The 26,482-nt window shown below is 71.1% G+C and carries 25 protein-coding genes and 2 tRNA genes; 17 read left to right on the top strand and 10 right to left on the bottom strand.

The genetic code is table 11. The features are described from left to right. Window positions 1–51 precede the first annotated feature (51 nt). The 4 genes from NBW76_RS01160 (at window position 52) to NBW76_RS01145 (ending at window position 2,745) form a co-directional block, all read left to right on the top strand. On the top strand, window positions 52–846 hold the full coding sequence (locus tag NBW76_RS01160; protein WP_056553639.1) for a carbon-nitrogen hydrolase family protein: 795 nt from the start codon (window positions 52–54) through the stop codon (window positions 844–846). Further along, window positions 843–1,922: a hypothetical protein gene (locus NBW76_RS01155; RefSeq protein WP_055961651.1), complete on the top strand. Its 1,080-nt coding sequence runs from the start codon at window positions 843–845 to the stop codon at window positions 1,920–1,922. The genes NBW76_RS01160 and NBW76_RS01155 overlap by 4 nt, the downstream gene beginning before the upstream one ends. Window positions 1,923–1,972: 50 nt before the next feature. Continuing rightward, window positions 1,973–2,060: transfer RNA gene (locus NBW76_RS01150), tRNA-Ser, on the top strand. 280 nt (window positions 2,061–2,340) lie between these two features. Beyond that, window positions 2,341–2,745 (top strand): hypothetical protein, encoded by a 405-nt coding sequence (locus tag NBW76_RS01145; protein ID WP_056553642.1) that lies wholly within the window; start codon window positions 2,341–2,343, stop codon window positions 2,743–2,745. 88 nt (window positions 2,746–2,833) lie between these two features. Here NBW76_RS01145 and NBW76_RS01140 read toward each other — a convergent pair whose 3' ends face one another. Next, window positions 2,834–3,286: a DUF5994 family protein gene (locus NBW76_RS01140; RefSeq protein ID WP_056553645.1), complete on the bottom strand. Its 453-nt coding sequence runs from the start codon at window positions 3,284–3,286 to the stop codon at window positions 2,834–2,836. Between the two features lie 258 nt (window positions 3,287–3,544). Between NBW76_RS01140 and NBW76_RS01135 the strand changes: the two genes are divergently transcribed. Next, on the top strand, window positions 3,545–4,669 hold the full coding sequence (locus tag NBW76_RS01135) for a glycosyltransferase family 4 protein (protein WP_055961642.1): 1,125 nt from the start codon (window positions 3,545–3,547) through the stop codon (window positions 4,667–4,669). After that, entirely contained in the window at window positions 4,666–5,793 is a 1,128-nt protein-coding gene (locus NBW76_RS01130; protein WP_082481843.1) for an acyl-CoA desaturase, read from the top strand. Before NBW76_RS01135 ends, NBW76_RS01130 begins: the two co-directional genes overlap by 4 nt. 376 nt (window positions 5,794–6,169) lie before the next feature. On the opposite strand, the gene NBW76_RS01125 is transcribed toward NBW76_RS01130, so the two are convergent. Together NBW76_RS01125 and NBW76_RS01120 are read right to left on the bottom strand one after the other, a co-directional pair. After that, window positions 6,170–6,256 (bottom strand) — tRNA-Ser (locus tag NBW76_RS01125). Window positions 6,257–6,326: 70 nt separating this feature from the next. Further along, complete coding sequence (locus NBW76_RS01120; protein ID WP_056553648.1) at window positions 6,327–6,761, bottom strand: VanZ family protein; 435 nt, start codon at window positions 6,759–6,761, stop codon at window positions 6,327–6,329. A 17-nt stretch (window positions 6,762–6,778) separates the two neighbouring features. Here NBW76_RS01120 and NBW76_RS01115 point away from each other — a divergent pair, with 17 nt between their 5' ends. Beyond that, on the top strand, window positions 6,779–7,636 hold the full coding sequence (locus NBW76_RS01115; RefSeq protein ID WP_056553651.1) for an MBL fold metallo-hydrolase: 858 nt from the start codon (window positions 6,779–6,781) through the stop codon (window positions 7,634–7,636). Next, the gene (locus NBW76_RS01110; RefSeq protein WP_055961631.1) at window positions 7,636–7,932 is read left to right on the top strand and encodes a Dabb family protein; all 297 of its coding nucleotides are present in this window, start codon (window positions 7,636–7,638) and stop codon (window positions 7,930–7,932) included. The genes NBW76_RS01115 and NBW76_RS01110 overlap by 1 nt, the downstream gene beginning before the upstream one ends. Here the strand turns inward: NBW76_RS01110 and NBW76_RS01105 are convergent. Beyond that, the gene (locus NBW76_RS01105; protein ID WP_056553653.1) at window positions 7,908–9,320 is read right to left on the bottom strand and encodes a CDP-glycerol glycerophosphotransferase family protein; all 1,413 of its coding nucleotides are present in this window, start codon (window positions 9,318–9,320) and stop codon (window positions 7,908–7,910) included. The two genes, NBW76_RS01110 and NBW76_RS01105, sit on opposite strands and share 25 nt — an antisense overlap. 41 nt (window positions 9,321–9,361) lie before the next feature. Between NBW76_RS01105 and NBW76_RS01100 the strand changes: the two genes are divergently transcribed. Continuing rightward, a complete protein-coding gene (locus NBW76_RS01100; protein ID WP_055961626.1) occupies window positions 9,362–9,829 on the top strand; it encodes an adenylyltransferase/cytidyltransferase family protein in 468 nt (155 codons plus the stop codon). A 16-nt stretch (window positions 9,830–9,845) separates the two neighbouring features. On the opposite strand, the gene rfbA is transcribed toward NBW76_RS01100, so the two are convergent. Continuing rightward, window positions 9,846–10,709, bottom strand: a complete 864-nt coding sequence (gene rfbA / locus NBW76_RS01095; RefSeq protein ID WP_055961624.1) for a glucose-1-phosphate thymidylyltransferase RfbA — start codon at window positions 10,707–10,709, stop codon at window positions 9,846–9,848. A gap of 79 nt (window positions 10,710–10,788) precedes the next feature. Here rfbA and rfbB point away from each other — a divergent pair, with 79 nt between their 5' ends. Then, on the top strand, window positions 10,789–11,802 hold the full coding sequence (gene rfbB, locus NBW76_RS01090; protein WP_056553683.1) for a dTDP-glucose 4,6-dehydratase: 1,014 nt from the start codon (window positions 10,789–10,791) through the stop codon (window positions 11,800–11,802). Between the two features lie 212 nt (window positions 11,803–12,014). On the opposite strand, the gene NBW76_RS01085 is transcribed toward rfbB, so the two are convergent. Continuing rightward, window positions 12,015–13,562, bottom strand: coding sequence for a sigma-70 family RNA polymerase sigma factor (locus NBW76_RS01085; protein WP_056553656.1), 1,548 nt, complete (start codon window positions 13,560–13,562; stop codon window positions 12,015–12,017). A 177-nt stretch (window positions 13,563–13,739) separates the two neighbouring features. On the opposite strand from NBW76_RS01085, the gene NBW76_RS01080 reads away from it, so the two are divergent. After that, a complete protein-coding gene (locus NBW76_RS01080; RefSeq protein WP_156364733.1) occupies window positions 13,740–14,441 on the top strand; it encodes a hypothetical protein in 702 nt (233 codons plus the stop codon). A 179-nt stretch (window positions 14,442–14,620) separates the two neighbouring features. Here NBW76_RS01080 and NBW76_RS01075 read toward each other — a convergent pair whose 3' ends face one another. Further along, window positions 14,621–14,941: a hypothetical protein gene (locus NBW76_RS01075; RefSeq protein WP_055961615.1), complete on the bottom strand. Its 321-nt coding sequence runs from the start codon at window positions 14,939–14,941 to the stop codon at window positions 14,621–14,623. Between the two features lie 67 nt (window positions 14,942–15,008). Further along, window positions 15,009–15,434, bottom strand: coding sequence for a hypothetical protein (locus NBW76_RS01070; protein WP_056553663.1), 426 nt, complete (start codon window positions 15,432–15,434; stop codon window positions 15,009–15,011). 227 nt (window positions 15,435–15,661) lie between these two features. Here NBW76_RS01070 and NBW76_RS01065 point away from each other — a divergent pair, with 227 nt between their 5' ends. The 5 genes from NBW76_RS01065 to NBW76_RS01045 all read left to right on the top strand — a co-directional run bounded on the left by NBW76_RS01065 (window position 15,662) and on the right by NBW76_RS01045 (window position 21,253). Continuing rightward, window positions 15,662–17,500, top strand: coding sequence for a phosphoenolpyruvate carboxykinase (GTP) (locus NBW76_RS01065; RefSeq protein WP_055961608.1), 1,839 nt, complete (start codon window positions 15,662–15,664; stop codon window positions 17,498–17,500). Window positions 17,501–17,504: 4 nt separating this feature from the next. Next, entirely contained in the window at window positions 17,505–17,801 is a 297-nt protein-coding gene (locus tag NBW76_RS01060; protein WP_056553665.1) for a helix-turn-helix transcriptional regulator, read from the top strand. A gap of 150 nt (window positions 17,802–17,951) precedes the next feature. Beyond that, window positions 17,952–18,584, top strand: coding sequence for a hypothetical protein (locus NBW76_RS01055; RefSeq protein WP_200932656.1), 633 nt, complete (start codon window positions 17,952–17,954; stop codon window positions 18,582–18,584). Further along, window positions 18,581–19,741 carry a PrsW family intramembrane metalloprotease gene (locus tag NBW76_RS01050; protein ID WP_056553668.1) on the top strand — a complete coding sequence of 387 codons (1,161 nt, stop codon included), beginning with the start codon at window positions 18,581–18,583 and terminating at the stop codon, window positions 19,739–19,741. The genes NBW76_RS01055 and NBW76_RS01050 overlap by 4 nt, the downstream gene beginning before the upstream one ends. 177 nt (window positions 19,742–19,918) lie before the next feature. Then, window positions 19,919–21,253, top strand: a complete 1,335-nt coding sequence (locus tag NBW76_RS01045; protein WP_250246808.1) for an HNH endonuclease signature motif containing protein — start codon at window positions 19,919–19,921, stop codon at window positions 21,251–21,253. 351 nt (window positions 21,254–21,604) lie between these two features. Here the strand turns inward: NBW76_RS01045 and NBW76_RS01040 are convergent, their stop codons facing one another. Together NBW76_RS01040 and NBW76_RS01035 are read right to left on the bottom strand one after the other, a co-directional pair. Further along, the gene (locus NBW76_RS01040; RefSeq protein ID WP_056552097.1) at window positions 21,605–22,771 is read right to left on the bottom strand and encodes a nucleotide sugar dehydrogenase; all 1,167 of its coding nucleotides are present in this window, start codon (window positions 22,769–22,771) and stop codon (window positions 21,605–21,607) included. A gap of 273 nt (window positions 22,772–23,044) precedes the next feature. Further along, on the bottom strand, window positions 23,045–23,488 hold the full coding sequence (locus NBW76_RS01035) for a hypothetical protein (RefSeq protein WP_055961551.1): 444 nt from the start codon (window positions 23,486–23,488) through the stop codon (window positions 23,045–23,047). A 117-nt stretch (window positions 23,489–23,605) separates the two neighbouring features. Here NBW76_RS01035 and ppc point away from each other — a divergent pair, with 117 nt between their 5' ends. Beyond that, a complete protein-coding gene (gene ppc, locus NBW76_RS01030; RefSeq protein WP_082481046.1) occupies window positions 23,606–26,449 on the top strand; it encodes a phosphoenolpyruvate carboxylase in 2,844 nt (947 codons plus the stop codon). Window positions 26,450–26,482: the final 33 nt, after the last annotated feature.

Below are 26,482 nucleotides of genomic sequence, written 5' to 3'. Positions count from 1 at the left end.
GCTCGGCCGGTCTCATCGGCCTCTCAGACCGGTCCTGACACACTGGGTTGCATGCGTGTGGCCGCGGTGCAGCTGGCGTCGACGATCGACTCCGCCGAGAATCGGAGCCTCGTCGACGCACGCCTGACCGCTCTCGAGCCCGCGGTCGACCTGGTGGTGCTGCCCGAGGCGACGATGCACGACTTCGGTTCGCCCGACCACGACCTGGCCGCCGCGGCCGAGCCGCTCGACGGTCCGTTCGTCGACCTGGTCGCGGGCCACGCCCGACGGCTGGGTGCCACCGTGGTGGCGGGCCTGTTCGAGCGCACCGACGACCTGCCCTACAACACGCTCGTGGTGCTGGGCCCCGACGGGGACCTGACGGCCACGTACCGCAAGATCCACCTCTACGACTCGTTCGGCTACGCCGAGTCCGACCGCCTGCGCGGCGGCGCCGTCGAGCCCGTGACGGTCGACGTCCCCACGGCCGACGGCTCGTCGGCCCGGGTCGGCCTCATGACCTGCTACGACCTGCGGTTCCCCGAGCTGGGACGGGCCCTCGTCGACGCCGGGGCCGAGGCGTTCGTGGTCCCTGCGGCCTGGGTGGCCGGCGAGCACAAGCTGCACCACTGGCGCACGCTCCTGGCGGCCCGCGCGGTCGAGGACGTGGTCGGCGTGGTGGCGGCCGCCCAGGGTGGCGAGCGCTACACGGGGCACTCCCTCGTGCTCGACGCCTGGGGCACTACCCTCGCCGAGGGGGATGCAGGAAAGGACGATCTGGTGACGGCTGACCTCGACCTCGCCGACGTCGCCCGCGCACGTGAGGTGAACCCCTCGCTGGCCAATCGCAGGATGGGCCGCGCATGACCCCGACGCGTCAGGCCGTCCAGCGCGGGTCGGCACAGCCGGGACGGCGTCGGCTCGACACGTCGGTCCCGGCCGACTACGACGTCCCGACCCGACAGCCGCGGCTCGAGTCGCCGACCACGGCGCGCTACGCCTTCGCCGCCACGTTCCTGGCGTGGGTGGCGGGCGTGGCGGTCGCGGGCACCGCCGTGGTGGCGGTGCCGCACCCGGCCTGGATCGAGCGGTGGGGCGCGGCCCTGCTGCTCGTGGTGTTCAGCATCGGCCTGACGCACCGCGGCGGCGGCCACATGCGCATCTGGACGGTCGCGGCGGGCGTGCTGGCGCTGTCGGCGGTGGTGACGGAGCTGAACCTGCTGGTGGCTGGGGCTGCCGCGGTCTCGGCGATCCTCGCCAGCGTGTGGGCGGTGGTGATCACCCGGCCGGCTCGCAGCGCGATCGGGGCGTTGAAGGAGTTCGTCCTCGCCCTGGCGGTCGCGCTCAGCGGCACGCTCGCCGTCGCGGCCTGGAACGCGCCCGTGGCCTACCAGCGCTTCAACCTGGTGGTGCTCGCCGCGGCGCTGACCCTCGCCATCGCCTTCGTGTGGAACCTCGGGGCGGGTCTGCACGGGCTGGGCAAGCAGAACATCGCGATCATCGCGGCCGTGGCAGCGGTGCTGCTGGTGCTGCTGGCGTACTCCAGCTTCGTCCGCACGCACGGCTCGGAGACTGTGGTGGAGGGCATCACGAACTTCGTCATCTGGATGCGCGAGACGGTCGGTGGGGTGCCGCGTCCGGTGGAGGTCTTCATCGGGTTCCCGGCGCTCATCGTGGGGGTGTCGTTGCGCTCGAAGCGTCGTGACGGCTGGTGGGTGCTGGTGTTCGCGGTGCTGGGCACGGGCGTGCTCACGACGTCGTTGGTCTCGCCGGGCGCCTACCCGTCGTACATCGCCCTGTCGACGGTGTACTCCGTGGTGCTGGGCGTCGTGGTGGGTCTGGTGGCGCGCTACGTGGCGATGCGGCAGCGCGGTTCGCGGGCGTCGCGGTCGCTGGAGCCGACGTCGCGCTCCGAGCCTGGACGGCTCGCCCCTCTCAAGTAGTGCGAGAATCGGCGGTGGCGTCGGCGTGGCTTCGGCCGCGGTGACGCCGAGGAGGGGTGCCGGAGTGGCCGATCGGAACCGCCTTGAAAGCGGTCGTAGCGAGAGCTACCGCGGGTTCGAATCCCGCCCCCTCTGCCATTCGCGCGAAGCGCTCATCTGCAGAGGGCTCCGGATTCGGGGAGGCGTGGCGAGGAACGAGCCACGACGGAGTCCCGCCCCCTCTGCTCAGCGCCGCGAAGCGGCCCCTCGCAGAGGGCTCCGGATTCGGGAGGAGCCGCGAGGAACGAGCGGCGACGGAGTCCCGCCCCCTCTGCTCAGCGCCGCGAGTCCCGCCGCCTCTGCTCGTCGTCGGCACTCCGCCGCCCGCCGGGTCCGCCCCAGTAGATTGGCCTCGCCCGTACCGACCCCCGAAGGACCCATGACCACGTACCGCCTGGACCGTGCCCCTGCCCTGGCCATCGCTGGGGTCGCGTTCGTCGTGGCCGCCTTCACGGGCTTCATCGCCTTCGTGGCGACGTCGTGGATCGCAGGTGTGGTGACCGTGCTCGCGGTGCTGGTCGCGGCGATCGTGGTGCTGCGCCCTCCCGTGGTGGCGCGCCTCGACGAGCACGGCATCCGCACACGTCGGGCGCGGGAGCGCTGGGTCGACGTGGAGGACGTGACGGTCCGCGAGGGCCTGCTGCTGCTGGCCCTGGACGAGGCCGGAGACGAGCAGCGGGTGCTGCGACTGTCGCTCGCCACCTTCGGTGCGCGGGCCCCCGAGCTGGTGCGCGAGGTCCACGACCGGCTCAACACCGCGCACGGCTACCGCCGCTTCGGCTGAGCCCGGCGGCACGAGCGCGGGAGCACGCCCTCCGACTGCCCAGGCCCCGGTGCTCGATGCCGGACCTACCGCCCGAGGCCGTGCAAGGTCAGAGCGAGCCGCCCTCGCCGTCCCAACGGGGGATCTGGTCTCCGGTCGGCGCGTCCGACGCACGAGGGTCGCCGTCGAGGGCCCGCTGTGCGGCGTCGTCGGCCGTGCCCGGGGCGATCACGCGGATGAGGTGGTCGGTCCGGTCCTCCATGCTCACGGTCAGCACGTGGGTGTCGTCGCGGGGGAAGGTGCCGGTCTTCACGCGTCGGCCCGGCACGTTCACCGAGTGCGGATGGTCGTCCCAGTCGGGCGAGGAGTAGAGGATGCGCTGGATCCGGCCGCGGTCGGTCGGCCACGCGGCGAAGAACGCGGGGAGCTCGTCGGCGAGGATGCGGCTTCGCGGCCACCACGCGCCGTCGGTCTCGGGAGCCGTCTGGGCCGACGCGCTCGGTGCGAACACGGTGCGTGCCGACGTGCGGGAGGCCGTCTCGGCCGGGGATCGGAGGGCCATGAGGCCACCACCTGTGGTCGCCGTCGGCGCCGGCATCGATGATGACCCGACGTTCACGGTCGTGCCTCGAGCCTAGCCCGGCGGTCCTCGCCGGGGCGGCGCGCAGGTCGTCGGGAGGCCGGGGCTGTGAACAGGGCTATCGTGAAGGGAAGACTGCAGGTCCACGGGACGCCAAGCGGCGGATCGCGACGACGAGGCTCCCGTGGCGGCAGCGAACCTAGGCGGTCGTGAGATGTTCTCACTCCCAGCACGATCTCGTTGATCTCCTTCGTGTGGGCTCCGGGCGAACCCCTGCCGGCGGGCACCGGCGGGTCGGAGAACTACACCGTGGGCCAGGTCCGTGAGCTGCACCGGCGCGGGGTCGCCGCGCAGGTGGTCACCACCGGGCTCGGCGTGCACGACGGCCGCGACGGGTTTCCGGGCGTGCCGTTCCACTCCGTCGCGCGACCGGCCGACGTCGGCCAGATCGATGGCACTCTCGTCTTCGTCACGGAGTTCCCGACCGTGCGCACGCGCCGGCCGGCGTTCCAGATGCTGCACGTGCCGCCCCCGGCCGGCGACCGACGTCGGGAGGCGATGCGTGCTCAGACCCGCGACCGCCACCCGGTGGCCACGAGCCGCTTCGCCGCACGCCTGTGGGCAGACTTCCTCGACGTCGACGTGGCCACGATCGACGTCGTGCACCCGTTCGCGGAGACCGTGTTCGCCGCCGAGCCGCGCTCGACGCGCCGGCCCGGTGTGGTGCGGGTCCTCTACGCGGGCCGGTTGAGCCCCGAGAAGGGGATCTACACGCTGCTGTCGATGCTCCACCACGAGCTGATCACCGACCTCGTCGACGAGGGGGTCGAGATCACCTTCACCGTCACGGCGGCCGGAGCGGACAAGCCTCAGGGCCGGATCATCCACCGGATGCTCGAGGCCCACGCCGGCATCACCCTGATCGACGCCGCCCGGACGCCCGAGGCGATGGCGACCCTCATGGCCGAGCACGACGTGGTGCTCATGCCGTCGAACGGCCAGTACTGGCACGAGACGTTCGGCATCGTCTCGATCGAGGCCCAGCACGCCGGTTGCCGGGTCGTGGCGTCCGACGACGGTGGACTGCCGGAGACAGACTGCGGGCTGGTCACGCTCGTGCCGGCCGACGACGCGTCCGCGCTGGCCGTCGGGCTGCGGCACGCCATCACGCTCGGACCCGCCGGCGACGCCGAACGCGCCCACGCCACGACCCGCTTCACGCTCGAGCACTCGGTCGACGAGCTCGTCGACGTGCTGGGACGGGTACGTCCCCCTACGCCGGCGCAGGTCGTCGACCAGCTGGAAACGCTCGTCGCAGCGCCCTCACTGCCACCACGACTCATCGGGACAGGAACCTCCGCATGACCGACACCGAACAGATCCACGAGCGGACCGCGACACCCCGACCGCCCGCACCGGCAGCGACGCCGCCCGGTGCGTCGTCCGGCGAGGCCCGCTACGTGAGCCAGTACACCGAGCTCGCGGCGGCGATGCGCGAGTCTGGCCTCCTGGAGCGGCGACACCTCTACTACTGGGCCCAGATCACCGTCGCGGTCGGGTCCTTCGTCGCGATCTGGGTGGGCTTCTTCCTGCTGGGCGACTCGTGGTGGCAGCTGCTGCTGGCCGCCGCGCTCGGGGTGCTGGTGGCGCAGTTCGGCTTCCTCGGCCACGACGCGGCGCACCGCCAGATGTTCTCCTCGAGGACCTGGAACGCGTGGACGTCGCGCATCCTGGCCGGCGCCTTCGCGGGCCTGAGCTACACGTGGTGGCGCGGCAAGCACAACAAGCACCACCTCGCGCCGAACCAGGAGGGGATCGACCCCGACATCGGCCCAGGGGCGATCGCGTTCACGCCGGGGATCGTGGCGGAGCGGTCCGGCTTCAAGGGCTGGTTCGCCCGGCACCAGGGCTGGTTCTTCTTCCCGCTGCTGACGCTCGAGGGGATCAACCTGCACGTGCAGAGCGTGCTGGTCGGCCTCGACCGCTCGACCACGACGCCGTGGCGGCGCCTGGAGCTGGGGCTCGTGTCCGTGCGGCTCGCTGCGTTCGTCACGGTGGTCTTCGTCTTCCTGCCGTGGCCGATGGCCGTGGCGTTCCTGGCGGTCCAGCTCGCCGTGTTCGGCGTGTGCCTGGGTGCGGCGTTCGCGCCCGCCCACAAGGGCATGCCGATCGTGCCGCCGGAGATGAAGCTCGACTTCCTGCGACGTCAGGTGATGGTCTCGCGCAACATCCGCGGCAACTGGTTCGTGGACTTCTTCATGGGCGGCCTGAACTACCAGATCGAGCACCACCTCTTCCCGCACATGCCGCGCGGCAACCTCAAGAAGGCGCGCCCCCTGGTACGTGCTCACTGCGAGAAGGTCGGCGTCGACTACATGGAGGTCGGCCTCCTGCACTCCTACGCCCTCGTCATCGGCTACCTGAACAACGTCGGCCTGCGCGCCCGCGACCCGTTCGACTGCCCCCTCGCCGCCCAGCTGCGGAACTGACCCTTCAGACGTCCGACGAGGCCGTGAGAGGTAGGTGGCTCGCGGAATCGGACGTGTGGCGGTCGGTGAGTCGCGGAGTCGCGGCCCGAGTCTGCGGTGCAGCCACCTCCGGGGGTGGTGGAAGCGCGGGTGGGCTACCGCTGGGTGGTCTCGGTGTCCTCGCTGCGCACTTCGGGCCGGCGCACTCGGGGCGCTCGCTCGCGCCTCGCGGGCGCAGGCGCTCGGCGCGCCTTGCACGCGCTCGCTGCGCTCGCGGCGGAGGTGGCGGAGGTGGCGAGAGCCGTCGCTCGCTGGCGCTCGCTCCTCCCAAATCTCGGCATCCTTCTGGAGACGACGAAAGCCCCCAGCAAAGAGCGCTGGGGGCTTTCGTCGTCTGCGGAGGTGGCGAGATTTGAACTCGCGAGAGGTTTGAACCTCAACCCGCTTAGCAGGCGGGCGCACTAGGCCACTATGCGACACCTCCATGCCGCCGCCGAAGCGGCAACCGGTACAGGATAGCCAGCCGTGTGCCCGCGCCACCAATCGGCGTCCGATCAGCCGTGGGAACCGACCGACGCCCGCTCGTGGCGGTGCAGCAGCAGCGCGGCCGCCCCGGCGCCCAAGGTCGCGCCCACCGTGTTCGCCACGACGTCGGACACCGTTGCGAAGCGGTCGGGGCGCAGCAGCGCCTGCCCCACCTCGATGCCCGACGACAGCAGGAAGCCGAGAAGCGCCACCTGCCACCAGCGGGCCCGCGTGAGCGCCACCGCCAGCCAGCCCAGCGGCACGAACAGCACGACGTTGGCCGCGACCTGGACGACGTCGTAGCCCTCGGGGCGGGAGAGGCCGAACGCGGACTCGAGCAGACGCACGGGCCACGAGTTGAGCACGTCGACGCCCTGGTCGACCGGGGACGGCCAGAACGCGATGAATGCCAGGGCCGTCAGGTAGGCGACCGCCAGCGCGACGTGGGTGGGGGAGCGGCGCATCCGTCGAGCGTAGGCAGGTGGACGCACGCGTGCGGTCGTCGGTGACGAACGCCACCAGCACCGCGGGCACCCGTGCCACGATGTGGCCCATGCGCATCGAGCACCTGCGGGCCGCCGTCATGAACCCCCTGACCATGCCCGGCATGCCGGCGCACGTGTTCCTCTGCCACACCGACGACGGCCTCGTGCTCGTCGACACCGGCTTCGGCACGGCCGACGTGACCGACCCCGGCCGCCGCATCGGACCGATCCGCGGCCTGCTGCGCCCCGACCTCGACGACCGCCACACCCTGCTGCGCCAGCTGCAGGAGCGTGGCCACGACGCCACCGACGTCACGCACGTGGTGCTCACCCACCTCGACCTCGACCACGCCGGAGGGCTGTCGGACTTCCCCCACGCCACCGTGCACACCACGGCCGACGAGCACGCGGCCGCGATCACCGACCCCGACGCCCTCGACAAGCGTCGCTACCGGCCGGCGCAGTTCGCGCACGGGCCCGACTTCGCCCTGCACGCCGGTCCCGGCGACGAGTGGCGCTACGGGCTCACCGGCCACGAGGTGCTGCCCGGCATCGTGCTCGTGCCCATGCCCGGTCACTCGCGCGGCCATGCCGTGGTGGCCGTCGAGACCGCCGACGGCGTGGTGCTGCATGCGGGCGACGCGGTCTTCGACGGGAGCCACGTGGCCGACGCGGCGCCCTCGGGCCGACGCCTCGCCCCGGTGCGGGCCGCCCGCGGCTTCGAGATGGTCGTGGGCCGCGACCGCTCGCGCATCCGAGCCAACCACCGCGAGCTTCGACGTCTGGCCTCGCTCCCCGACGTCCTGGTGGTCCCGGCGCACGACCCGCGCATCACCGACGAGCTGGTGGACTGATGGCCCTGCGCCACCTGGTGCTGTTCCGCGTGCACGACGCGGTTCCCGACGCCGACGTGGAGAACGCGCTCGAGCAGCTGGCGTCGCTCGGGACGCTCCCCGGGGTGCTGGAGTGGACGGTGCGGCTGTCCGACGACCGCCGCAAGGGACGCATCCTCGTCGAGAACGGCCTGTTCGAGGGCCGCGAGGCCTTCGAGGCGTTCCGCGTCCACCCTCAGCACGTGCAGGTCAGCACCGTGATGCGAGAGCTGGCCGACTGGTGGATCGGCGACTACGAGGAGCCGGCGGACACCTGACCGCCGTCGGCGAGCTCGCGCACCAGCGCGACGAACCGGGCCGCCGGGTCGGAGCGTTCCGGCCCGCCCAGGTAGTGGTCAGCCCGCTCGGGCCGGATGGCGGCGAGCGGGTCGGTCCCGAGCATCGCGTCGAGAGCGGCGTCGAGCTGCACGAGGTCGCGGTCGATCACGTACGCCGAGACGGCGGTGGGGTGCGCGGCGCGGAACGCCTCGGCGGCGTCCGGTCCGCCGAACTGCGCGGCGTACATGGCGAAAGGCTTCTCGCTGGCCATGAAGTCGACGACGATGCCGGAGATGTCGGAGACCATCGCGTCGCACCCGTTGAAGGCCTCGACGAGCGGGACGTCCATGGCGGTCTCGCTGAGCACGTGGGCCCGCCCGGTGGCCTTCGCGTCGTCGGCGAGCATCCGGTCGACGTGGGCGATCATCGCCTCGGCCTCGAGGTGGTTGCGCCCGGCGAAGTGGCGTCGGAACACCACGGTGCAGCCGCGGGCCAGGAGTGCGGCGACGACGTCCTCGGCGACCGCGAGGGACGAGACGTTGAGGGCGTCGTCGGCGTGGCGCCACGTGGGGGCGTAGAGCACGGTCGGCGAGTCGGGGAGCGGACCGGCCACCGGCTCGATGCCCTCGGTCTGCGGCCGCCCGACGACCCGCAGCTTCGCGGCCGGGACCCGCAGGCCAGCCTGGGCGAAGCGGTCGATGGCGGCCTGCCCGGCGACGGCGACGACGTCGTAGGAGAGGACCCGCTCGGACGCGCTGAGCGGCTTGTCGCTGTCGCCGTGGCCCAGGAACACGTGCGTGACCTCGTCGTGGGCCAGGAACACCGCGTTCTTCTTGGCCCCGTGCGGGTAGAGCGCGCCGCGCACGGAGGCGGGCAGGTGCGTGAGGATCACCGGGTCGTGCGGGTGCAGGCGCACCAGCTCGGCGTAGATGGTGCGGTCGGCCGCCACGATGCACCACGGCACGCCGGCCTGCTCGATCCAGGGCGACCACATGCCGACGTGCACGCCGACCTTGCCGGCATAGGGGACGGCGACCCGGGGTGCGTGGGCGACGATGGCCTGCCGCACACCGCGCGACGCGGTGGCCCAGGCGTGCAGGCGCCACGCCACGGCGGCGGGACCGAGGGCGAGCACCACGGCCACCAGCAGCGCGACGAGGTCCTGCGAGGTGACCAGGGCGACGATCGTGGCCACGGCGGTGCCGGCCACGAGCACGCCGGCCGCGACGACCCAGACCCGCAGTCGGAACGGGCGGGATTTCGGGTGGTCGGGCTGCCCGGGGAAGCCGTGGGCGGTCGGTGCCGGCCTCTGGCGGACGTCGCGCACCGCCGCGAGCCCGGTCGCGAGCCCGGCGGCCACCACGATCCACGCGAGCACCGTCAGCATGGCTCCAGAGTAGAGGTGGGCTCACGGCTACCCTGGCGCCCATGACCACGGTGCTCACCTACGGAACGTTCGACCTCTTCCACATCGGCCACCTGAACCTGATCGAACGTCTGGCGGCGCTCGGCGACCGGCTGGTCATCGGGGTCTCGACCGACGAGTTCAACGCCGGCAAGGGCAAGTCGTCGGTGGTCTCCTACGAGGACCGCGCGCGCATCGTCGGCAGCATCAAGGGCGTGGACCTGGTGGTGCCGGAGCAGTCGTGGGAGCAGAAGGTCCTCGACGTCCAGGAGCACGACGTCGACCTGTTCGTGATGGGTGACGACTGGACCGGCAAGTTCGACCACCTCACCGAGTACTGCGAGGTGCAGTACCTGCCCCGCACGGCGGGCGTGTCGAGCACGGGCATCAAGGAGATGCTGCGGGCGCTGGACCCGGCCCACATCGCCGAGATGCAGGAGGCGCTCTCGACGATGAGCCGGCTGCTGAGCCACTACGAGGACCTCACCTGAGAGACCCTCGTGGGCCTCAGCCGTCGAGGAGCTCGAGCAGGTAGCGGCCGTAGCCGCTCTTGTTCAGTCGCTCGCCACGGGCGCGCAGCTGGTCGTCGTCTATGTAGCCCATGCGCCAGGCGACCTCCTCGGGAGCCCCGACCTTGAGGCCCTGACGGCTCTCCACGGAGCGCACGAAGTTGGAGGCGTCGTTGAGCGAGTCGAAGGTGCCGGTGTCGAGCCAGGCGGTGCCACGCTCGAGGATCTCGACGTGCAGGCGCCCTTCCTCGAGGTAGCGCTCCTGCAGCCCGGTGATCTCCAGCTCGCCCCGGTCGGACGGCTTGAGGTCCCGGGCGAACTCGACCACGTCGTTGTCGAAGAAGTACAGGCCGGGGATGGCGAAGGGACTCTTCGGCTCGGTCGGCTTCTCCTCGATGGAGATGACCCGCCCGTCGTCGGCGAACTCCACCACGCCGTAGTCGCGGGGGTCGGCCACCCGGTAGCCGAAGATGGTCGCGCCGTCCTGGTCGACGAACCGTCCCAGGGTGGTGCCGAGGCCGGTGCCGTAGAAGATGTTGTCGCCGAGCACGAGGGCGCTGTGCTCACCCCCGATGTGCTCCTCGCCGATGAGGAACGCCTGCGCCAGCCCGTCGGGGCTGGGCTGCTGGGCGTACGTGAGCCGGATGCCGAACTGGCTGCCGTCGCCCAGCAGCCGCTCGAAGCCGTCGGCCTCGTGCGGGGTGGTGATGACGAGGATGTCGCGGATGCCGGCCAGCATGAGCGTGGACAACGGGTAGTAGATCATCGGCTTGTCGTACACCGGCATCAGCTGCTTGCTGATGCCCTCGGTGATCGGATGCAGGCGCGTGCCGGTGCCGCCGGCCAGGATGATGCCCTTCACGACTCGCTCCCTCGCCACATGTCCGGACCAACGATCGCATCTGGGCGTGGTCACGGTCGCGGGCCGATACGCTCCGGCCATGCGTTCGTTCTTGGTGACCGGGGGCGCCGGCTTCATCGGCTCCAACTTCGTGCATAGCGTGCTGGAGACCACCGACGCGTCGGTGACGGTGCTCGACAAGCTGACCTACGCCGGCAACCGCGCGTCCCTGGAGGGACTGCCGGCGGAGCGCCTGCGCTTCGTGCAGGGCGACGTGGCGGACGCCGCCCTGGTCGACGAGCTGCTGCCCGGCCACGACGTGGTCGTGCACTTCGCGGCCGAGAGCCACAACGACAACTCGCTGCGTGATCCCCGCCCGTTCGTGGACACCAACCTCGTGGGCGCCTACACGCTGCTCGAGGCGTGCCGCAGGCACGACGTCCACCTGCACCACGTCTCGACGGACGAGGTGTACGGCGACCTCGAGCTCGACGACCCGCAGCGCTTCACGGAGGCGACCCCCTACAACCCGTCGAGCCCGTACTCGTCCACCAAGGCCGGGTCCGACCTCCTGGTCCGGGCGTGGGTGCGGTCGTTCGGCATCCGGGCCACCATCAGCAACTGCTCGAACAACTACGGACCCCGCCAGCACGTGGAGAAGTTCATCCCGCGCCAGATCACGAACATCCTGACGGGGCGCCGGCCGAAGCTCTACGGCGCCGGCCAGAACGTACGGGACTGGATCCACGTGGACGACCACAACGACGCCGTCCTCACGATCATCGAGAAGGGCGAGAACGGCCGCACCTACCTGATTGGTGCCGACGGTGAACGCGACAACCTCACGGTCCTGCGCACCATCCTGCGGACGATGGACCAGCCCGAGGACGCCTTCGACCACGTGACGGACCGACCTGGTCACGACCTGCGCTACGCGATCGACCCGACCCGGCTGCGCGAGGAGCTCGGCTGGGCTCCCCGCCACCAGGACTTCGAGGCCGGTCTCGCCGCGACGATCGAGTGGTACCGGACCAACACGGCGTGGTGGGCCGCCACGAAGGACGGCATCGAGCAGGCGTACGAGACGCCCGCTCCCACCGAGCCCCCGCGCTGAGGCTCACGTCGAGCCGCCGCCCGAGGCCCACGTACGGGCCCGCCTGAGGGGTCCGGCGTTTTAGACCTTCCTCCAGGTGTGGAACATTCGATGACAACCGCTTGAACGGGCGAGTAATGTTCCTGATGAAGCCCCGCTGACTCACCCCCCGAGGTCAGCGGGGCTTTCTCGTGCCCGGCGGGCCCGTCGCCCGTGGCCGGCGGTGAGGACTCTCAGCCGAGGGAGACCGAGTCGTTCGCCGGGTTCGGGTCGACGTTGTCGGGCGCGCTGACCGTCGCCGAGAAGCCCACCGGTTCGCCCGGGCTCCACCAGAACCGGATCGGCTGCGGGTTCGGGCCCGACGCCTGGCACGATCCGCCCGTCCCGATGCCGGTGCACGTCCAGCCCTCGCCGCCCCACAACGACACCTCGGTGCCGGAAGGCAGCTCGACCTGCAGCCGCGGGGTGAGCGTCGGCGACGCCACGGCCAGCGTCACCTCGTAGACGTCGCCGGGAACGGCCTCGAGCACCGAGACGGCCAGGTCCTCGCCCACCTCCACCGGTGGTGTCGTCGTCGGGGGCGTCGTGGGGACCGATGGCGTGGGTCCAGGTGACGTCGTCGCCGTGGGCTCCGGCACGCTCGGTCCAGCCGGCGGGACCACGACGGGCACGGAGAGCGCGGCAGCGAGGACGGGGACGACGGTGGTGAGCGGTGCCACGACGGGAGCCCTCCAGGGCTCCGGGGCCGGATCGTCGCGGTCGTCGGCGCGAGGGGGCGAGCCAGTACCGGGGGCGCCGGTGGCGGCCGCGCTCGGCGGGGTGGCGTCGTCGGAGGGGCCCAGCCGGGACACCCCCACGGCTGCGACGGTCACGAGCACCGCCACGGCAGCGACCCCGACGGCGATCGCCCCGGCGGTCCCGGCGACCCCCAGGGCGGCGGAGCCCGCGCCGGGTGTGCCCGAGCCCTGGGAGCCTCGCGTCCCGCCTCCGTCCACGACGAGGACCCTCGTGTCCCCGAATGCCGCGACCCCCGGAGCGCCGAGGAGAGCCGGCAGCAGCAGGAGGCCGAGGTCGGCCGTGATGCCGCCGACCAGGGCCGCCGCCTCACGGCAGTCGTCGCACACGTCGAGGTGCGCCTCCACTCTGGCGCGGGCACGCGGCCGCAGCCGACCCCGGTCGTAGGCGGGCAGCAGCTCGCGCACCTCGCGGCACTCGGGATCGTCCGTCTGGCCCAGGTGGGCCGTGAGGTACGCGTTGCGCAGACCCTCGCGAGCCCGCAGGGCGAGCGACGACACCGCGTTCGGCTTGATGCCCAGCACCCGGGCCACCTGCTCGGGGGACTCGTCGTGGATCGTCGTGTGCCACAGCACTGCCTGCCAGCGTTCCGGAAGCGTGGCGAAGGCCTGCGCCAGAAGGCTCGACTCCTCGCGCAGGGCCGTGCCGTCGGCCACCGTCGGCGCGTCGGGAGAGGCCTCGAGGTCGTCGTAGAGATCCTGGCGCGACGCGGCCCTCGACGCCGCGTAGAAGCCGTTGCGCACCGACGTGAGCAGGTAGGGGCGGAAGGCGAACTGCGGGCCCGCGCCGTTGCGCACGGCGCGCAGCACCGCCACGAACGCGTCCGACGCCAGGTCCTCGGCGGCCGGCGCGCCCGCCAGCGCACCCGCGAGGCGCACCGCAGCGGGGTGGTGCCGCTCGAACAGCAGCCCTGCGGCGTCGTCGTCACCGTCGCGGTAGCGCTGCAGCAGCTCGGCGTCGCTCGGGTCGAGGAAGAGGTCGGTCATCGTTCGCATTCAGCCGGTGAAGATGGGTCTTCTTCCAGGAGACGGTAGTGCCCTGTTCGTCACGCACCTTCGGCCGAGAACTTTTCTCGCGGTCGTGCGTGACCGGTGTGCCGGTTCCCACTCCTACTTCGTGCGACGCACCACGGCGCCGCCGCCAGGAACGAGGAGATGGTCCGCGTGAGGATCCGACCCGTCCGTTCGACGGACACCGAGACGGACGACAGCAGCGAGGCGGACGTGCAGCACGTGCGCGGCCTGCTGGCGCGGTGCTCCCCGGACGGGCACTGGCAGCCGTTGCTGGCCGGACGCCTCGGCCAGCTGCAGGCGCGTCACGGCTCGGACCTGCACGTGCTGCTCGCCTCCGTCGACGAGACGCTGGTGGAGGCGGGGCACGGCCCGGCCTCTCCTCAGGTGGCCTGCGCCGCCCTGACGGCTTGGACCGACGAGCGGGTGCGCCAGGGCCGCGGCGTCGACGACACCCTGACCGGTCTGCCGGGCGCCGACCAGCTCCGTCATCAGCTGGACGGCGGGAGCGAGCTGCAGGTGCGCCGGGTCCTCGTGGCCGAGGTGCTCCTCGACGAGCCGGCCCAGGGTGCGCGCGGACCACTGCGCGACCTGGAGTCCGAGCTGAGCCTCGCGCTGGTCCGGACCGTCCTCGACGACGGCATCGCGCCGTGCACCGTGTGGTCGCGGCTCGGCACCCATCGCCTGGGCGCCGTGGTCGACGACGGCGGCGTCGCCGGACTCGCCGCCTCGGTGGGCCGCGCCCGACGCTGGCTCGCGCGGTGGCGCGACGACGTGGACGTCGCCGTCTGGTTCGAACCGGTGCCTCCAGATCCCGGCGCGCGCGGCGCGCTGGTCAGGGACCTCGCCATGTAGGGCGAGCGGTCGTCGTCCACGGACCCGTACAGGGGTCGGGTCCGCGGTGGGCAGGTGGGAGACCTGCCCCTCGGGGGGACGGCGACCAGGACCGGCGGTGGCGCGGCCCTGGGGTGCCGATCTGGAGGATCGGCGTCAGCGGGCCCGCGCCGCTGTCGCTCCGATGGACGGGCGGCCGGTCAGCTGCCGACGTCGAACGTCGGGCTCGGCGCCGCGGCCGGGTGGTCGGTCGCGGGCTTCTTCTTCGACGGGGCGATGGAGGTCGGGCGGTCCCGCACGAACTCCTTCTCCATCCAGTGCGCACGGTCCTTGCCGGTGCGCGGGTCCCAGAAGTCGCACAGGATCAGGTCGCCACAGGTGGCGGTGGCGGTGGCCGGGACCATCTCCTTGACCTGCTCGTCGCCGTGGTCCCAGAGGCAGCCGACCCACACCGGCCGGGGGTCGAGCAGCGCCGTCACCGTCCCGGTCGGTTCGGGCTGCTCGTTGATCAGGAGACTCATGCGCCAAACGTAGGTTGCGAACACCTTTTGAACAAGTATGGGCAGGCTGGCTCGGGCTGCGCTCAGGTCAGGTCAGCTCGCGGTTGGCGAACTGCTCGAGCTTCTCGCACACGAACGACACGTGCCGGTGCAGCCAGACGGTGGCGGACGGGCCGAAGGAGTCCGAGGTCGCGTCGACCGAGTAGGTCACCAGGCTGCCGCCCAGGTGGTCCCTGAGCACCAGCTTCTCCTCCAGGTCCGCGATCGGCGTCGCGGTGCGGAGGGCGAGGCACTCGGCCTCCTCGAAGTCGGTCACCTCCACCGTGGCGTCGACGCCGTGCAGGCCGTTGTGGTGCTTGCACACGTACGACGACGTCGGCTCGAGCAGAGGACCGTCGGTGGACGTGCACTCCTCGAGCGCGCTCCACTGCGAGATGGTCTCCAGTGCCACCAGCTCGGCCCAGAGCCGCTCGCGGTCCAGGGAGGACTTGATCTGATAGCCGTCGACCAACATTCCTCGACGGTAGGGGCGGGTCGCGCATCGCGCTTCCCCACACGACGCCGACATTTCGCGTTCCGAACCACAAATTGCCTGCAACGCCAGTGCGCGGGTGACATTTCCCACTTGTTACATCCCGGTAGATGAAAAGTTCTTCAACTCCGGTACGGTCGCTCCAACCCATGGCGGGGCAGACCCGCCAGAACGTGTCCCCGAACGGGGCAACGAGAGGAAACGACACGATGGCAGACGTGGCGGCAGCGCTCGACCAGGCTGGACTCACCAACGAGCACGTGCGCGAGTACGTGCAGCACTGGGCGGGGGTGACGGGTGCCGCGCGGGTCGAGGTCGTCTCGGCCGCTGACGACGCCCGCCTGATCGAGGAGGCGCTCGAGGCCGGGGAGCTGCTCCCCGCCGGCGAGGGTCGCTACTACTCGCGGTCCTACTTCAAGGACACCGCCCGCGCCGAGGAGCGCACCATCGTCGCCACCAGCGACGAGAACGACAAGGGCATCTACAACAACTGGCGTCCGTCCTCGGAGATGAAGGACAAGCTGGTCGGCCTCATGACCGGCGCGTCCGAGGGCAAGACCATGTACGTCATCCCCTACCTCATGGCACCGAAGGGCTCGCCGCTCAGCGAGTACGCCGCCGGCGTCGAGCTCACCGACAACCGCAACGTCGTCATGCAGATGATCCGCATGGCCCGTGTCGGTGCGGAGTACGTGAACGACCTCGGTGACTCCTTCGTGCGCGCCGTCCACGTGACCGGCGACCTCGAGAACCTCGGCCAGGGCACCCCCGACGACAAGCGCTACTTCGTCACCGTCGCCGACGAGCGCACCATCTTGCACTTCGGCTCGTCCTACGGCGGGAACGCGCTGCTCGGCAAGATCGCCCACGGCCTGCGCCAGGGTTCCTACGACGGCTGGAAGAACGGCTTCCTCGTGGAGCAGTTCATGCTGCTCGGCATCGTCGACAAGGAGACCGGCAAGAAGTACCACATCTGTGGCGGCTTCCCGTCCGCGTCGGGCAAGACCAACCTGGCCATGACGCTCGCGCCCGACGCCCTCGGCGACCGCTACTACGTCGAGTTCTACGGCGACGACATCGCGTGGCTGTGGGTCGGCGACGACGGCAAGCTCTACGGCATGAACCCCGAGAACGGTGTGTTCGGCGTCGCCAAGGACACCAACGAGAAGACCAACCCGACCGCCGTGGACTCCATCGTCGACGGCACCGGCGCCATCTTCACGAACGTCGCCTACAACACCAAGACCCAGGAGGTCTGGTGGGAGGGCAAGGGTGACAAGCCCACCGACCTCGACGGCTGGGAGGACTGGAAGGGCGACGCGATCGCCGACCGCACCGGCGACGAGGTCGACGCCCCCTGGGCCCACCCCAACAGCCGCTTCACCACCACGCTGGAGAACGTGCCCAACGTGGCGAAGGACTTCGAGGACCCGAAGGGCGTCGAGATCCACGGCGTCATCTTCGGTGGCCGCACCCGCGACCGTGAGCCGCTCATCCGCGCCATCGACGACGTCGCCGAGGGCGTCTACGACGGCCTGACGCTCGGTGCCGAGGCCACGGCCGCGGCCGACGGTCTCGAGGGCGTGCTGCGCTACGACCCGATGTCGATGCGTCCGTTCATGTCCTACGGCGAGGGCGACTACGCCGCGCACTGGCTCGAGGTGTTCAGCCGCGCCGAGAAGAAGCCCGTGTTCGCGCACGTCAACTGGTTCCAGCGCGGCGACGACGGCCGCTTCCTGTGGCCCGGCTACCGCGAGAACCTGCGCCCCCTCGTGTGGCTCATGCAGTACATGAACGGCGAGGTCGAGGGTCAGCGCACGCCCGTCGGCGTCATCCCGACCCGCGACGAGCTGCTGCTCGAGGGCCTGGACGACCAGGCGCTCGCCGACCTCGACACGATCCTCACGATCGACGTCACCCGCTGGCGCGAGGAGATCGGGCACCGCCAGGTGCACCTGGAGCAGTTCCGCGACCTGCCCGAGGAGATCTGGGAGGCGCACCGTCGCGTCGCTGCCGCACTCGAGGCCGCTGCAGCCGACGACGCCTGAGCTGGTGGGCGACACCGGCGCACCACTGCACCACAGCAAGGCCGAGCTCTTCCGCACGCTCGGGCACCCGGTCCGCATCCGGGTGCTCGAGCTGCTGGAGACCCGGCCCATGGCGGTGCGCGAGCTGCTCGCCGACATCGACGTCGAGTCGTCGTCGCTGTCGCAGCAGCTGGCGGTGCTGCGACGCGTCGGGCTCGTGACCTCCACCCGGCAGGGCGGCACCGTCGAGTACGCGCTGGCGACCGATCGCGTGGCCGACCTGCTGCGCGCTGGTCGGGAGCTGCTGGGGGCGTTGGACTGACGTCCACCGCCCCGCCCGTCGGAACGGGGAGGGGCGTGAGCAGGTGGGCTGTGGTCGGCGGGCTCGAGCGCTGAGCTTCGGGTAGCGTCTCGGACGAGCCTGACGCACGTCGGGAATCCGGGGCGCTGTGGCGCCGGGGAGGGAGACCCCGTGACCTCGACGATGAAGAGTCCTGACGACTGGGTACCGGTCGAACGTCGATGGCTCGGGATGGACCGGGCGACACTCGTGCCCGCTGCGGTCGTCACCGCGCTGGTCGTGCTGGCGTTCTGGGTCCTTCCCGCGATCGACGACCATCTCCAGGTCGACGATCCGATCCGGCCCGGCGACGTCGTGCAGGTCGGCTCCGCGGAGCTGGTCCCCGCAACCGGCTGGAACCTCGTCGCCGGTGTGCGGCAGGGCGAGGCGAAGACGACCGGCATGTACCCGCAGCAGGCGGTGCTCACGTCGGGCGGGCTCACGTTCCAGGTGCTCGTCGACGACTACGACGGCACGGCCGCCGAGCTGCTCGAGCAGGTCGAGCAGAACAACGAGCAGGTCAAGGACACCGCCTTCGCGGTGAGCGGTGATCCGACCACGATCCAGAGCACCGGTGGCGACCGCGGCGCGCTCGCCACCTTCACGTCGGCCGACTCCGACGGGTTCCTGGCCGCCTACGTGTTCGACGGTGTGGGTGTGGAGGTCGTGGCCGTCGGGCCATCGAGCCTGTCCGGCGACAGCCTGGGTGACGAGGTCGCGCGGATGCTGCTGTCCATCCGGCCGGCCGAGGGGAGTGCGTCATGAGCGCCACCGACCTTGTGGGGCGCCGGAATGCGGCGATCACCGGTACCGGCTGGGGAGCGTCAGTCGGGTGGCGGCAGCCGCGCAACGCCTGTCTGTGGGTCTTCGTGGCCGTCATCGCCTACGGGCTCTGGTACACGTTCGACACCGTCCGTGTCTTGGGCGGCACGACCGGGCAACCACTCGCGATCTCGGCCATCATCTTCTCGCTGTACGGGGTGGTCTTCTGGTGGTTCACCACGCACATCGACCGGTACTCCAGTCAGCCGTTGGACCTGCGGGTCGCGGCCTTCCTGTGGGGCGGCTTCGGGGCGACGTGGACGATCGCGTTGCACAGCAACACCGCGTTGATCGGCATCCTCGGCAAGCTCTTCGGGCAGGACTTCGCCAACGGGTGGGGCGCCGGCATCGCCGCCCCGCTCGGTGAGGAGCTCGGCAAGGGCGCCGGCGTCCTGCTGCTGCTCTTCATCGCGCCCCGAGTTATGCGCACGGCCTTCGACGGCTTCGTCATCGGCGCCTTCGTCGGGCTCGGCTTCGAGATCATCGAGGACATCCTCTACGCCATCAACTCCGCAGCCGAGAGCTTCGGGGCGGACCCGGTCGGCACGAGCCTGCACACCGTGATGCTCCGGCTCGGCACTGGCTTCAGCTCGCACATCGTCTACTCCGCCATCTTCGGAGCGGGCGTCGTCTACCTCGTCGGCACCCGCGCGCAGAAGCGTCGCCTCGGCCTCGGGCTTCTCCTGTGTGCCACGTCGATGCTCCTGCACGGGACGTGGGACTCCACGCTGGCCCTCGCCGGCGGCAACTCCGTCGTGGTCGGCCTCCTGCTGCTGGCCGGGGTGATCGTCTCGATCTTCATCGTGGTGTGCGTGTTCCACCTCGCGGTCGCGGGTGAGCGGCGGGCGATGCGCGACGTCCTTGCACCCGAGGTGGCCGACGGGACCTTGACCGACGACGAGCTCGTCGCCGTGAGTGGCGCCTGGAAGCAGCGGCGACGCTTCCGTCGCGCGGGGGGCGTCAAGGATCGGCGTCGTCGCGGTCATCGGCTCGAGGCCGCCCACGACCTGGCCGACGAGCTGGGCGCGGCGCGGGGAGAGGAGACCGACCGGGTTCGCTTCGCCAGGTCGGAGCTGAAGCGCTTCGCGGCCGAGAGGTAGTGCTGGGTCGGGTCGCGGAGGATTCGCGAGTCGCCCGTGGCGGGTGTCGCCGCCATGCTTCGAGCGAGGCGGGCCAGAGGTCCTCGGCAGGGCCTGACCTTGGTCATACATTCGAACATGTACTTGTTTCTTGTCTGATCTGCCCTCTAGAATGGGGGTAGACCAGCAGGAGGAAGCATGAGCGTCGCCGCACTCGACACCCACCCGGTGCCGTCGTGCGTGCACGGACTCCACGCTCTCCTCGACACGGTCCCCACCGCGGCGTGGGACGGCCTGGACCCCGCCGAGGTCCGTCGACTCCTGGTTGAGATCGGTCGCGCCGAAGCTCGGTTGTCGGCCCACAAGATGGCCGCCGCCAGGGTGCTGGAGAAGGCCCGCAAGGCTGCAGCCAACGGTGACGGACCGCGACCGGGGACCGGTACCTCTACCGGGGCAACGATCTCGATCGACTTCGGTGGTGACCGCGGCGGGGCCGATGCCCTGGTGAACACTGCGCAGCGGATCGAGGAGCAGACCACCCTCATCGAGAACGCGCTCGCTGCTGGTGTGATCAGCACCAAGCAGGCGGACCTGATCTCTCGTGTTCTCGCGAAGCTGCCCGACGATGTCACCCCCGAGCAGCGTGAGCGGTGCGAAGAGACCCTGTTGAGGGACGCTCAGCGACTCACCTTGAAGGACCTGCGTCTGCGGGGCGCGCGGATCACCGAGGTCTACCGCAAGACCGTCGACGAGGTCGACGCCGACGAGGACGAGCTCCTCCGCAAGAAGGAAGAAGCCGCGCGAGCCAAGACCAGCTTCTCGATGTGGGACAACAACGACGGCACCGTCACCGGACGCTTCACCCTCCCCGAGGCCCAGGGCGCGATGCTCAAGACCGCGCTCGACGCGCTCGCAGCCCCGCACCAGAAGGTCGGGACCGTCAACGCTGCGACCGGGCAGATGGACGAGGTGGGATTCGGGCAGACCTACCCCCAGCGCCTCGGCCACGCCTTCGCGACCCTGGTCGAGCACATCCCGGCCGACTCCCTGCCGTCCAACGGTGGCGTGTCCGCCGTGGTGACCGTCAACCTCGATCTCGACACCCTGATGGGCGGCGTCAAGGCCGCCGGGCTGTCGGACGGCACCCGCATCAGCGCCGGCGAAGCCCGCCGGCTCGCCTGCTCGGCCCAGATCGTCCCGATGGTCCTCAACGGCAAGCCGCTCCCCCTCGACCTTGGCTCCGCGAACCGGTACTTCAACCGCAGCTCACGCCGGGCGATGGAGAAGAGAGACGGCGGCTGCACCACACCCGGCTGCGATCGTGACGCCAGGTGGACCGAGGCCCACCACCTCAACCCCTACGCCATCTCCAAGACCACCGACATCCGCGACGGGGCACTCCTGTGCCCGTTCCACCACCACCGCGCCCACGAACAGGGATGGGTCGGGAGGATCAACCCCGACGACGGCCACGTCGAGTGGAAGCTCCCAGGCTCCGACACCTGGCAACGCAACACCCGCTGGCGGCCCTGACCACCACACCCACGACACCCCGACCATTGGTCGGGGCACGCGTGCTGCACGGTCACCGCTGAGCCGCGCGGAGTGGTCTCGATACGCCTCCCCTCGCTGGCGCTCGTGGAGGCACTCGACCACCGGAGAACTCACCGATGGTCGAGCAGGGCGGGCGAGCTTGCGAGGCCGGTCCGTATCGAGGCCACTCACCGACGGTCTCGACACGCAGGGCGGCTACCGCTGAACCGCCCGGAGTGGTCTGGATACGCCTCCCCTCGCTGGCGCTCTCGGAGGCACTCGACCACCGAGTGCTGGACCGCCGGGCGTGATCTGCGCTCGACCACCGGGTCGGACTCGGGGAGGGGCAGGTCAGTCGTTGCCGAAGAGGTCGCGGGTGTAGACCTTGTCGGCCACGTCGGCGAGCTCGTCGGTACGGCGGTTGACCACGATCACGTCGCTGCGCCGCTTGAACTCGTCGAGGTCGCGCAGCACCTCGGAGCCGAAGAAGGGCTCGTCGGGGAGCAGTGGCTCGAAGACGATCACCTCGGTGCCCTTGGCCTTCAGGCGCTTCATCACGCCCTGGATGCTCGAGGCGCGGAAGTTGTCCGAGCCTGCCTTCATGACCAGCCGGAAGATGCCCACCGTCCGCGGGCCGCGGCGCAGGATGTCCTCGGCCACGAAGTCCTTGCGGGTCGTGTTCGCGTCCACGATCGCGCCGATCAGGTTCTGCGGCACCGACGCGTAGTTGGCCCGCAGCTGCCGGGTGTCCTTCGGCAGGCAGTAGCCCCCGTAGCCGAACGACGGGTTGTTGTAGTGGTTGCCGATGCGTGGGTCCAGGCCGACGCCCTCGATGATCTGTCGGGTGTCCAGGCCGGTGAGCGCGGCGTACGTGTCCAGCTCGTTGAAGTACGCCACCCGCAGCGCCAGGTAGGTGTTGGCGAACAGCTTGATCGCCTCGGCCTCCGTCGAGCCGGTGAGCAGCACCGGCACGTCGTCGTCGACGGCGCCCTCGCGCAGCAGCTGCGCGAACTCCTTGCCCTCGGCGGTCTCCGATCCCACCACGATCCGCGACGGGTGCAGGTTGTCGTGCAGTGCCCGACCCTCCCGCAGGAACTCGGGCGAGAAGATGATGCTCGCCCCGGGATGCCGCTCCCGCAGGGTCGCGGTGTAGCCCACCGGCACGGTCGACTTGATGACGATGACGGCCGAGGGCTCGGCGGCAAGGGCCGCCCGGACCACCGTCTCCACCGAGCTCGTGTCGAAGTAGTTGGTCCGCGGGTCGTAGTCGGTGGGGGTGGCCACGACCACGAAGTCGGCGCCCCTGCAGGCCGCGTCGGCGTCGGTGGTGGCCACGAGGTCCAGCGGCTTCTCGGCCAGGTACTGCTGGAGCTCGCGGTCCTCGATGGGCGAACGGCGGGCATTGATCAGGTCGACCTTCGCGGCGTCGACGTCGACCGCCACCACCTGGTGACGCTGCGCCAGGACGACGGCGTTCGAGAGCCCGACGTAGCCGGTTCCCACCACGGCGATCCTCATGTTCGCAACGCTAGGCACGCCGAGGGAACACGGCGGAGCGCCGGCGTGTCCACGGGATGACGGGTGTGCGATCTCACGACGACTGACGTACCCGTCCGCGCGACGGTCACACGCGCGGTGCCGAGCCGGCCGGCGAGCTCGGCGGAGCGAGGGTCCGACGTGGGCGAGTCGCGTCCGCCGCGCGAGCGTGCCTTGGGTATGGTCTCCCTGCCCCCGTCGCTTCTATTCACCCCTGGAGGAGGCGGCGGGGGACCTCACGGGTCCCGGAGCGGGTCAGCGCTCGTCGGGCAGCAGCAGGTCGGTCCGCTGCACGTAGCGGCTCAGCCGGTCCTGCACCAGGCGCACGTGGTCGTGCAGCCACACGGTGACCGCCGGGCCGAACATCGACGACGAGGCCGATGCGGAGTACCGCACGATCGTGCCGCGGCCGTCCGGCTCAAGCACGATGCGCTCGTTGACCACCGCCATGGGCGACGTGGTGCGCAGCCGGAGCTCCTCGGGCGGGTCGAGGTGCGTGACGACCACCGTCGCGTCGAGCTGGTCCGCTCCGTGCTGGAGGCTGCACAGGTACGACTGCGCGCGAGCGAGGAGGTCGGAGTCGGTGGACGCGCAGCGACTCACCGCACTCCACTCGCCCAGCGTCTCCAGACGCAGCAGGTTCGCCCACAGCTGTGAGCGCGTCTGCGGCGACGCGATCCTGTGCTCCTCGGCGATCATCCTTCGACGGTAGACACGGGTCGGCGCAACCGCATTCCGAGAAACGGCTGCGCAGCCTCTGCGCAAGTTCCCTGGACGCGCCACACGCCTGCAACACAGGACCGGCAGGATAGGCCCATGAGCTCCGCCAGCCCCCGCACGACCGAGCAGATCCTCGAGTCCGACCGCCGCGCGCCCGACGCCGCCCTGTTCGCGGGGGGTGTCGCCTCCGACGAGGAGCACGCCGCTCTGCGCGCGTCGGTGCGCCAGCTGACGACGCTGCTCGGCGAGGCCCTCACGCGGCACGAGGGCCCGGAGCTGCTGGACCTGGTGGAACGGGTGCGGCACCTCGCGCGCACCCCCGACGGTGGGCAGGGCGCCGCCGAGCTGCGGGAGGCGCTCGACGAGCTGGAGCCCGAGCGCGCCGTGGTGCTCGCGCGGGCGTTCGCGCTGTACTTCCAGCTGGTCAACATCACCGAGCAGCTGCACCGCTGGCAGGAGCTCACCATCGGCTCCGAAGGTCCGCTCGCCGGCACCTTCGGGCGCATCGAGGAGGCCCTGGCCGACGGCAGCCTCGACGCCGACCTGCTCACGTCGGTGCTGGCGCGCGTGGAGTACCGCCCGGTGTTCACCGCCCATCCGACCGAGGCCAGCCGACGCACCGTGCTGCGACTGCTGCGCAAGGTCGCCGAGGCGGTGCGCGAGCTCGAGGACCCCCGGCGTCCGGCGTCCGAGACCGCCACGGGCGAGCGCCGCCTGGCCGAGCTGATCGACCTGCTGTGGCAGACCGACGAGCTGCGCGTCGTGCGCCCGGAGCCGCAGGACGAGGCCCGCACCGCCGTGTACTACCTGCGCTCCATCGCCTCGGAGGTCGTGCCCGGCCTGCTCGACGAGCTCGACCGGCAGGCCGCCCGGGTGGGCGTCGAGCTGCCCGAGACGTCGCGACCGCTGCGCTTCGGCACGTGGGCCGGAGGCGACCGCGACGGCAACCCCAACGTCACGCCCGACGTCACCCTCGAGGTGCTGCACCTGCAGCACACGTCGGGGATCAGCGAGCTGGTGGCGATGGTCGACGAGCTGCTCACCGAGATGACCGCCTCCACCCGCATCGTCGAGGCCAGCACCGAGCTGCTCGACAGCCTCGCCGAGGACGCCGAGGCCCTGCCGATCACGTGGAGCACCATCCGCCGGCTCAACGCCGACGAGCCCTACCGGCTCAAGCTCAGCTTCGTGCGCGTGCGCCTGCTGCGCACCCGCGACCGGCTCGTGAACGACACCCCGCACGAGCCCGGCCGCGACTACCTGTCCTTCGACGAGATGGTGCGCGACCTGGTGCTGGTACGCCGGTCCATGCTCGCCGCCGGCGACGCGCTGACCGGCGACGGCGCCGTCCGCCGGCTCATCCGCACCGCCGTGACGTTCGGAGCAGGGCTGGCGACCATGGACGTGCGCGAGCACTCCGCGAAGCATCACGCCGCCCTGGCCGACCTCTACGAGCGGCTCGGCGAGACCGGGTACGGCGACCTCGAGCGACCGCAGCGGATCGAGCGGCTGCAGCAGGAGATGACGTCGGCCCGCCCGCTCCTCGGGGCGTCGGTCGACCGGGCCCGGCTGGGGGAGGCTGCGTCGGCGTCGCTGCGACTCATGGAGACCATCCGCGTCGCCCTCGACACCTACGGTCCCGAGGTGGTCGAGACGTACATCGTGTCGATGACCCACGACGTCGACGACCTGTTCGCCGTGGTCGTGCTGGCCCGCGAGGCCGGGCTCGTCGACCTGACCGGAGGCGTCGATGGGGAGGCGCTGGCGCGCATCGGCTTCGCGCCGCTGTTCGAGACCGTGGCCGAGCTGGAGGCCGCCGGACCCCTGCTCCAGGCCCTGCTCTCGGACCCGTCGTACCGGCGGATCGTCGCCGCGCGCGGCGACGTGCAGGAGATCATGCTCGGCTACTCCGACTCCTCGAAGGACGCGGGCATCGCGGCGTCGCAGTGGCAGATCCACCGGGCCCAGCGCGCCCTGCGCGACGTGGCCCGCGAGCACGGCGTGGTGCTGCGGCTCTTCCACGGCCGCGGCGGCTCGGTGGGCCGCGGCGGCGGACCCACGGCCGAGGCGATCATGAGCCAGCCCTACGGGTCGCTCGACGGACCGATCAAGATCACCGAGCAGGGCGAGGTCATCTCCGACAAGTACGCGCTGCCCGGCCTGGGTCGGCACAACCTCGAGGGGGCGCTCGCCGCCGTCATCGAGGCGTCGACGCTGCACCGCACGTCGCTGCTGCCCCAGGAGGTGCTCGACGGCTGGAACACGACGATGGACGTGGTCGCCGAGCAGGGGAAGGTCGCGTACCGGGCGCTCGTGCGCGACGACGCGCTCGTCCCGTTCTTCGTGGCCGCCACGCCCGTCGACGAGCTGGGCAAGATGAACATCGGCTCGCGCCCTGCCAAGCGCCCCGGCGGAGCCGGCGGCCTCGACGACCTGCGTGCCATCCCGTGGGTGTTCGGCTGGACGCAGTCGCGCATCATCCTGCCCGGCTGGTTCGGCGTCGGGTCCGGCCTCGCGGCCGCCTTCGAGGACGGCCGCGGCGAGACCCTGCAGGAGATGTACGGGTCGTGGGCGTTCTTCCGCACGTTCCTGTCCAACGTGCAGATGACGCTGGCCAAGACCGACCTCGACATCGCCGCGTCCTACGTCGAGGCGCTCGTGCCCGACGACGCCCGACACCTGCTCGACGTCATCCGCGCCGAGCACGAGCGCACGGTCGAGCAGGTGCTGCGCGTGACGGGTCAGTCGTCGCTGCTGGAGCAGGCGCCGGTGCTGCGCCGCACGCTCGAGCTGCGCGACCACTACCTGGCCCCGCTGCACGCCCTGCAGGTCTCGCTGCTCGGCAAGGCCCGCGCCGCCGGGTCGCCGTCGGCCGAGACCGAGCGGGCGCTCCTGCTCACGATCAACGGCATCGCGGCCGGCCTGCGCAACACCGGCTGACGTCGTCTGGTCGTCGTCCGCGCCTTGCGGCCT

The sequence above is a fragment of the Aeromicrobium sp. Leaf245 genome, assembly GCF_942548115.1.
Classification (GTDB): domain Bacteria; phylum Actinomycetota; class Actinomycetes; order Propionibacteriales; family Nocardioidaceae; genus Aeromicrobium.
The sequence above is the reverse complement of the archived record's forward strand: the minus strand, read 5'-3'. Positions and strand labels throughout refer to the sequence as shown.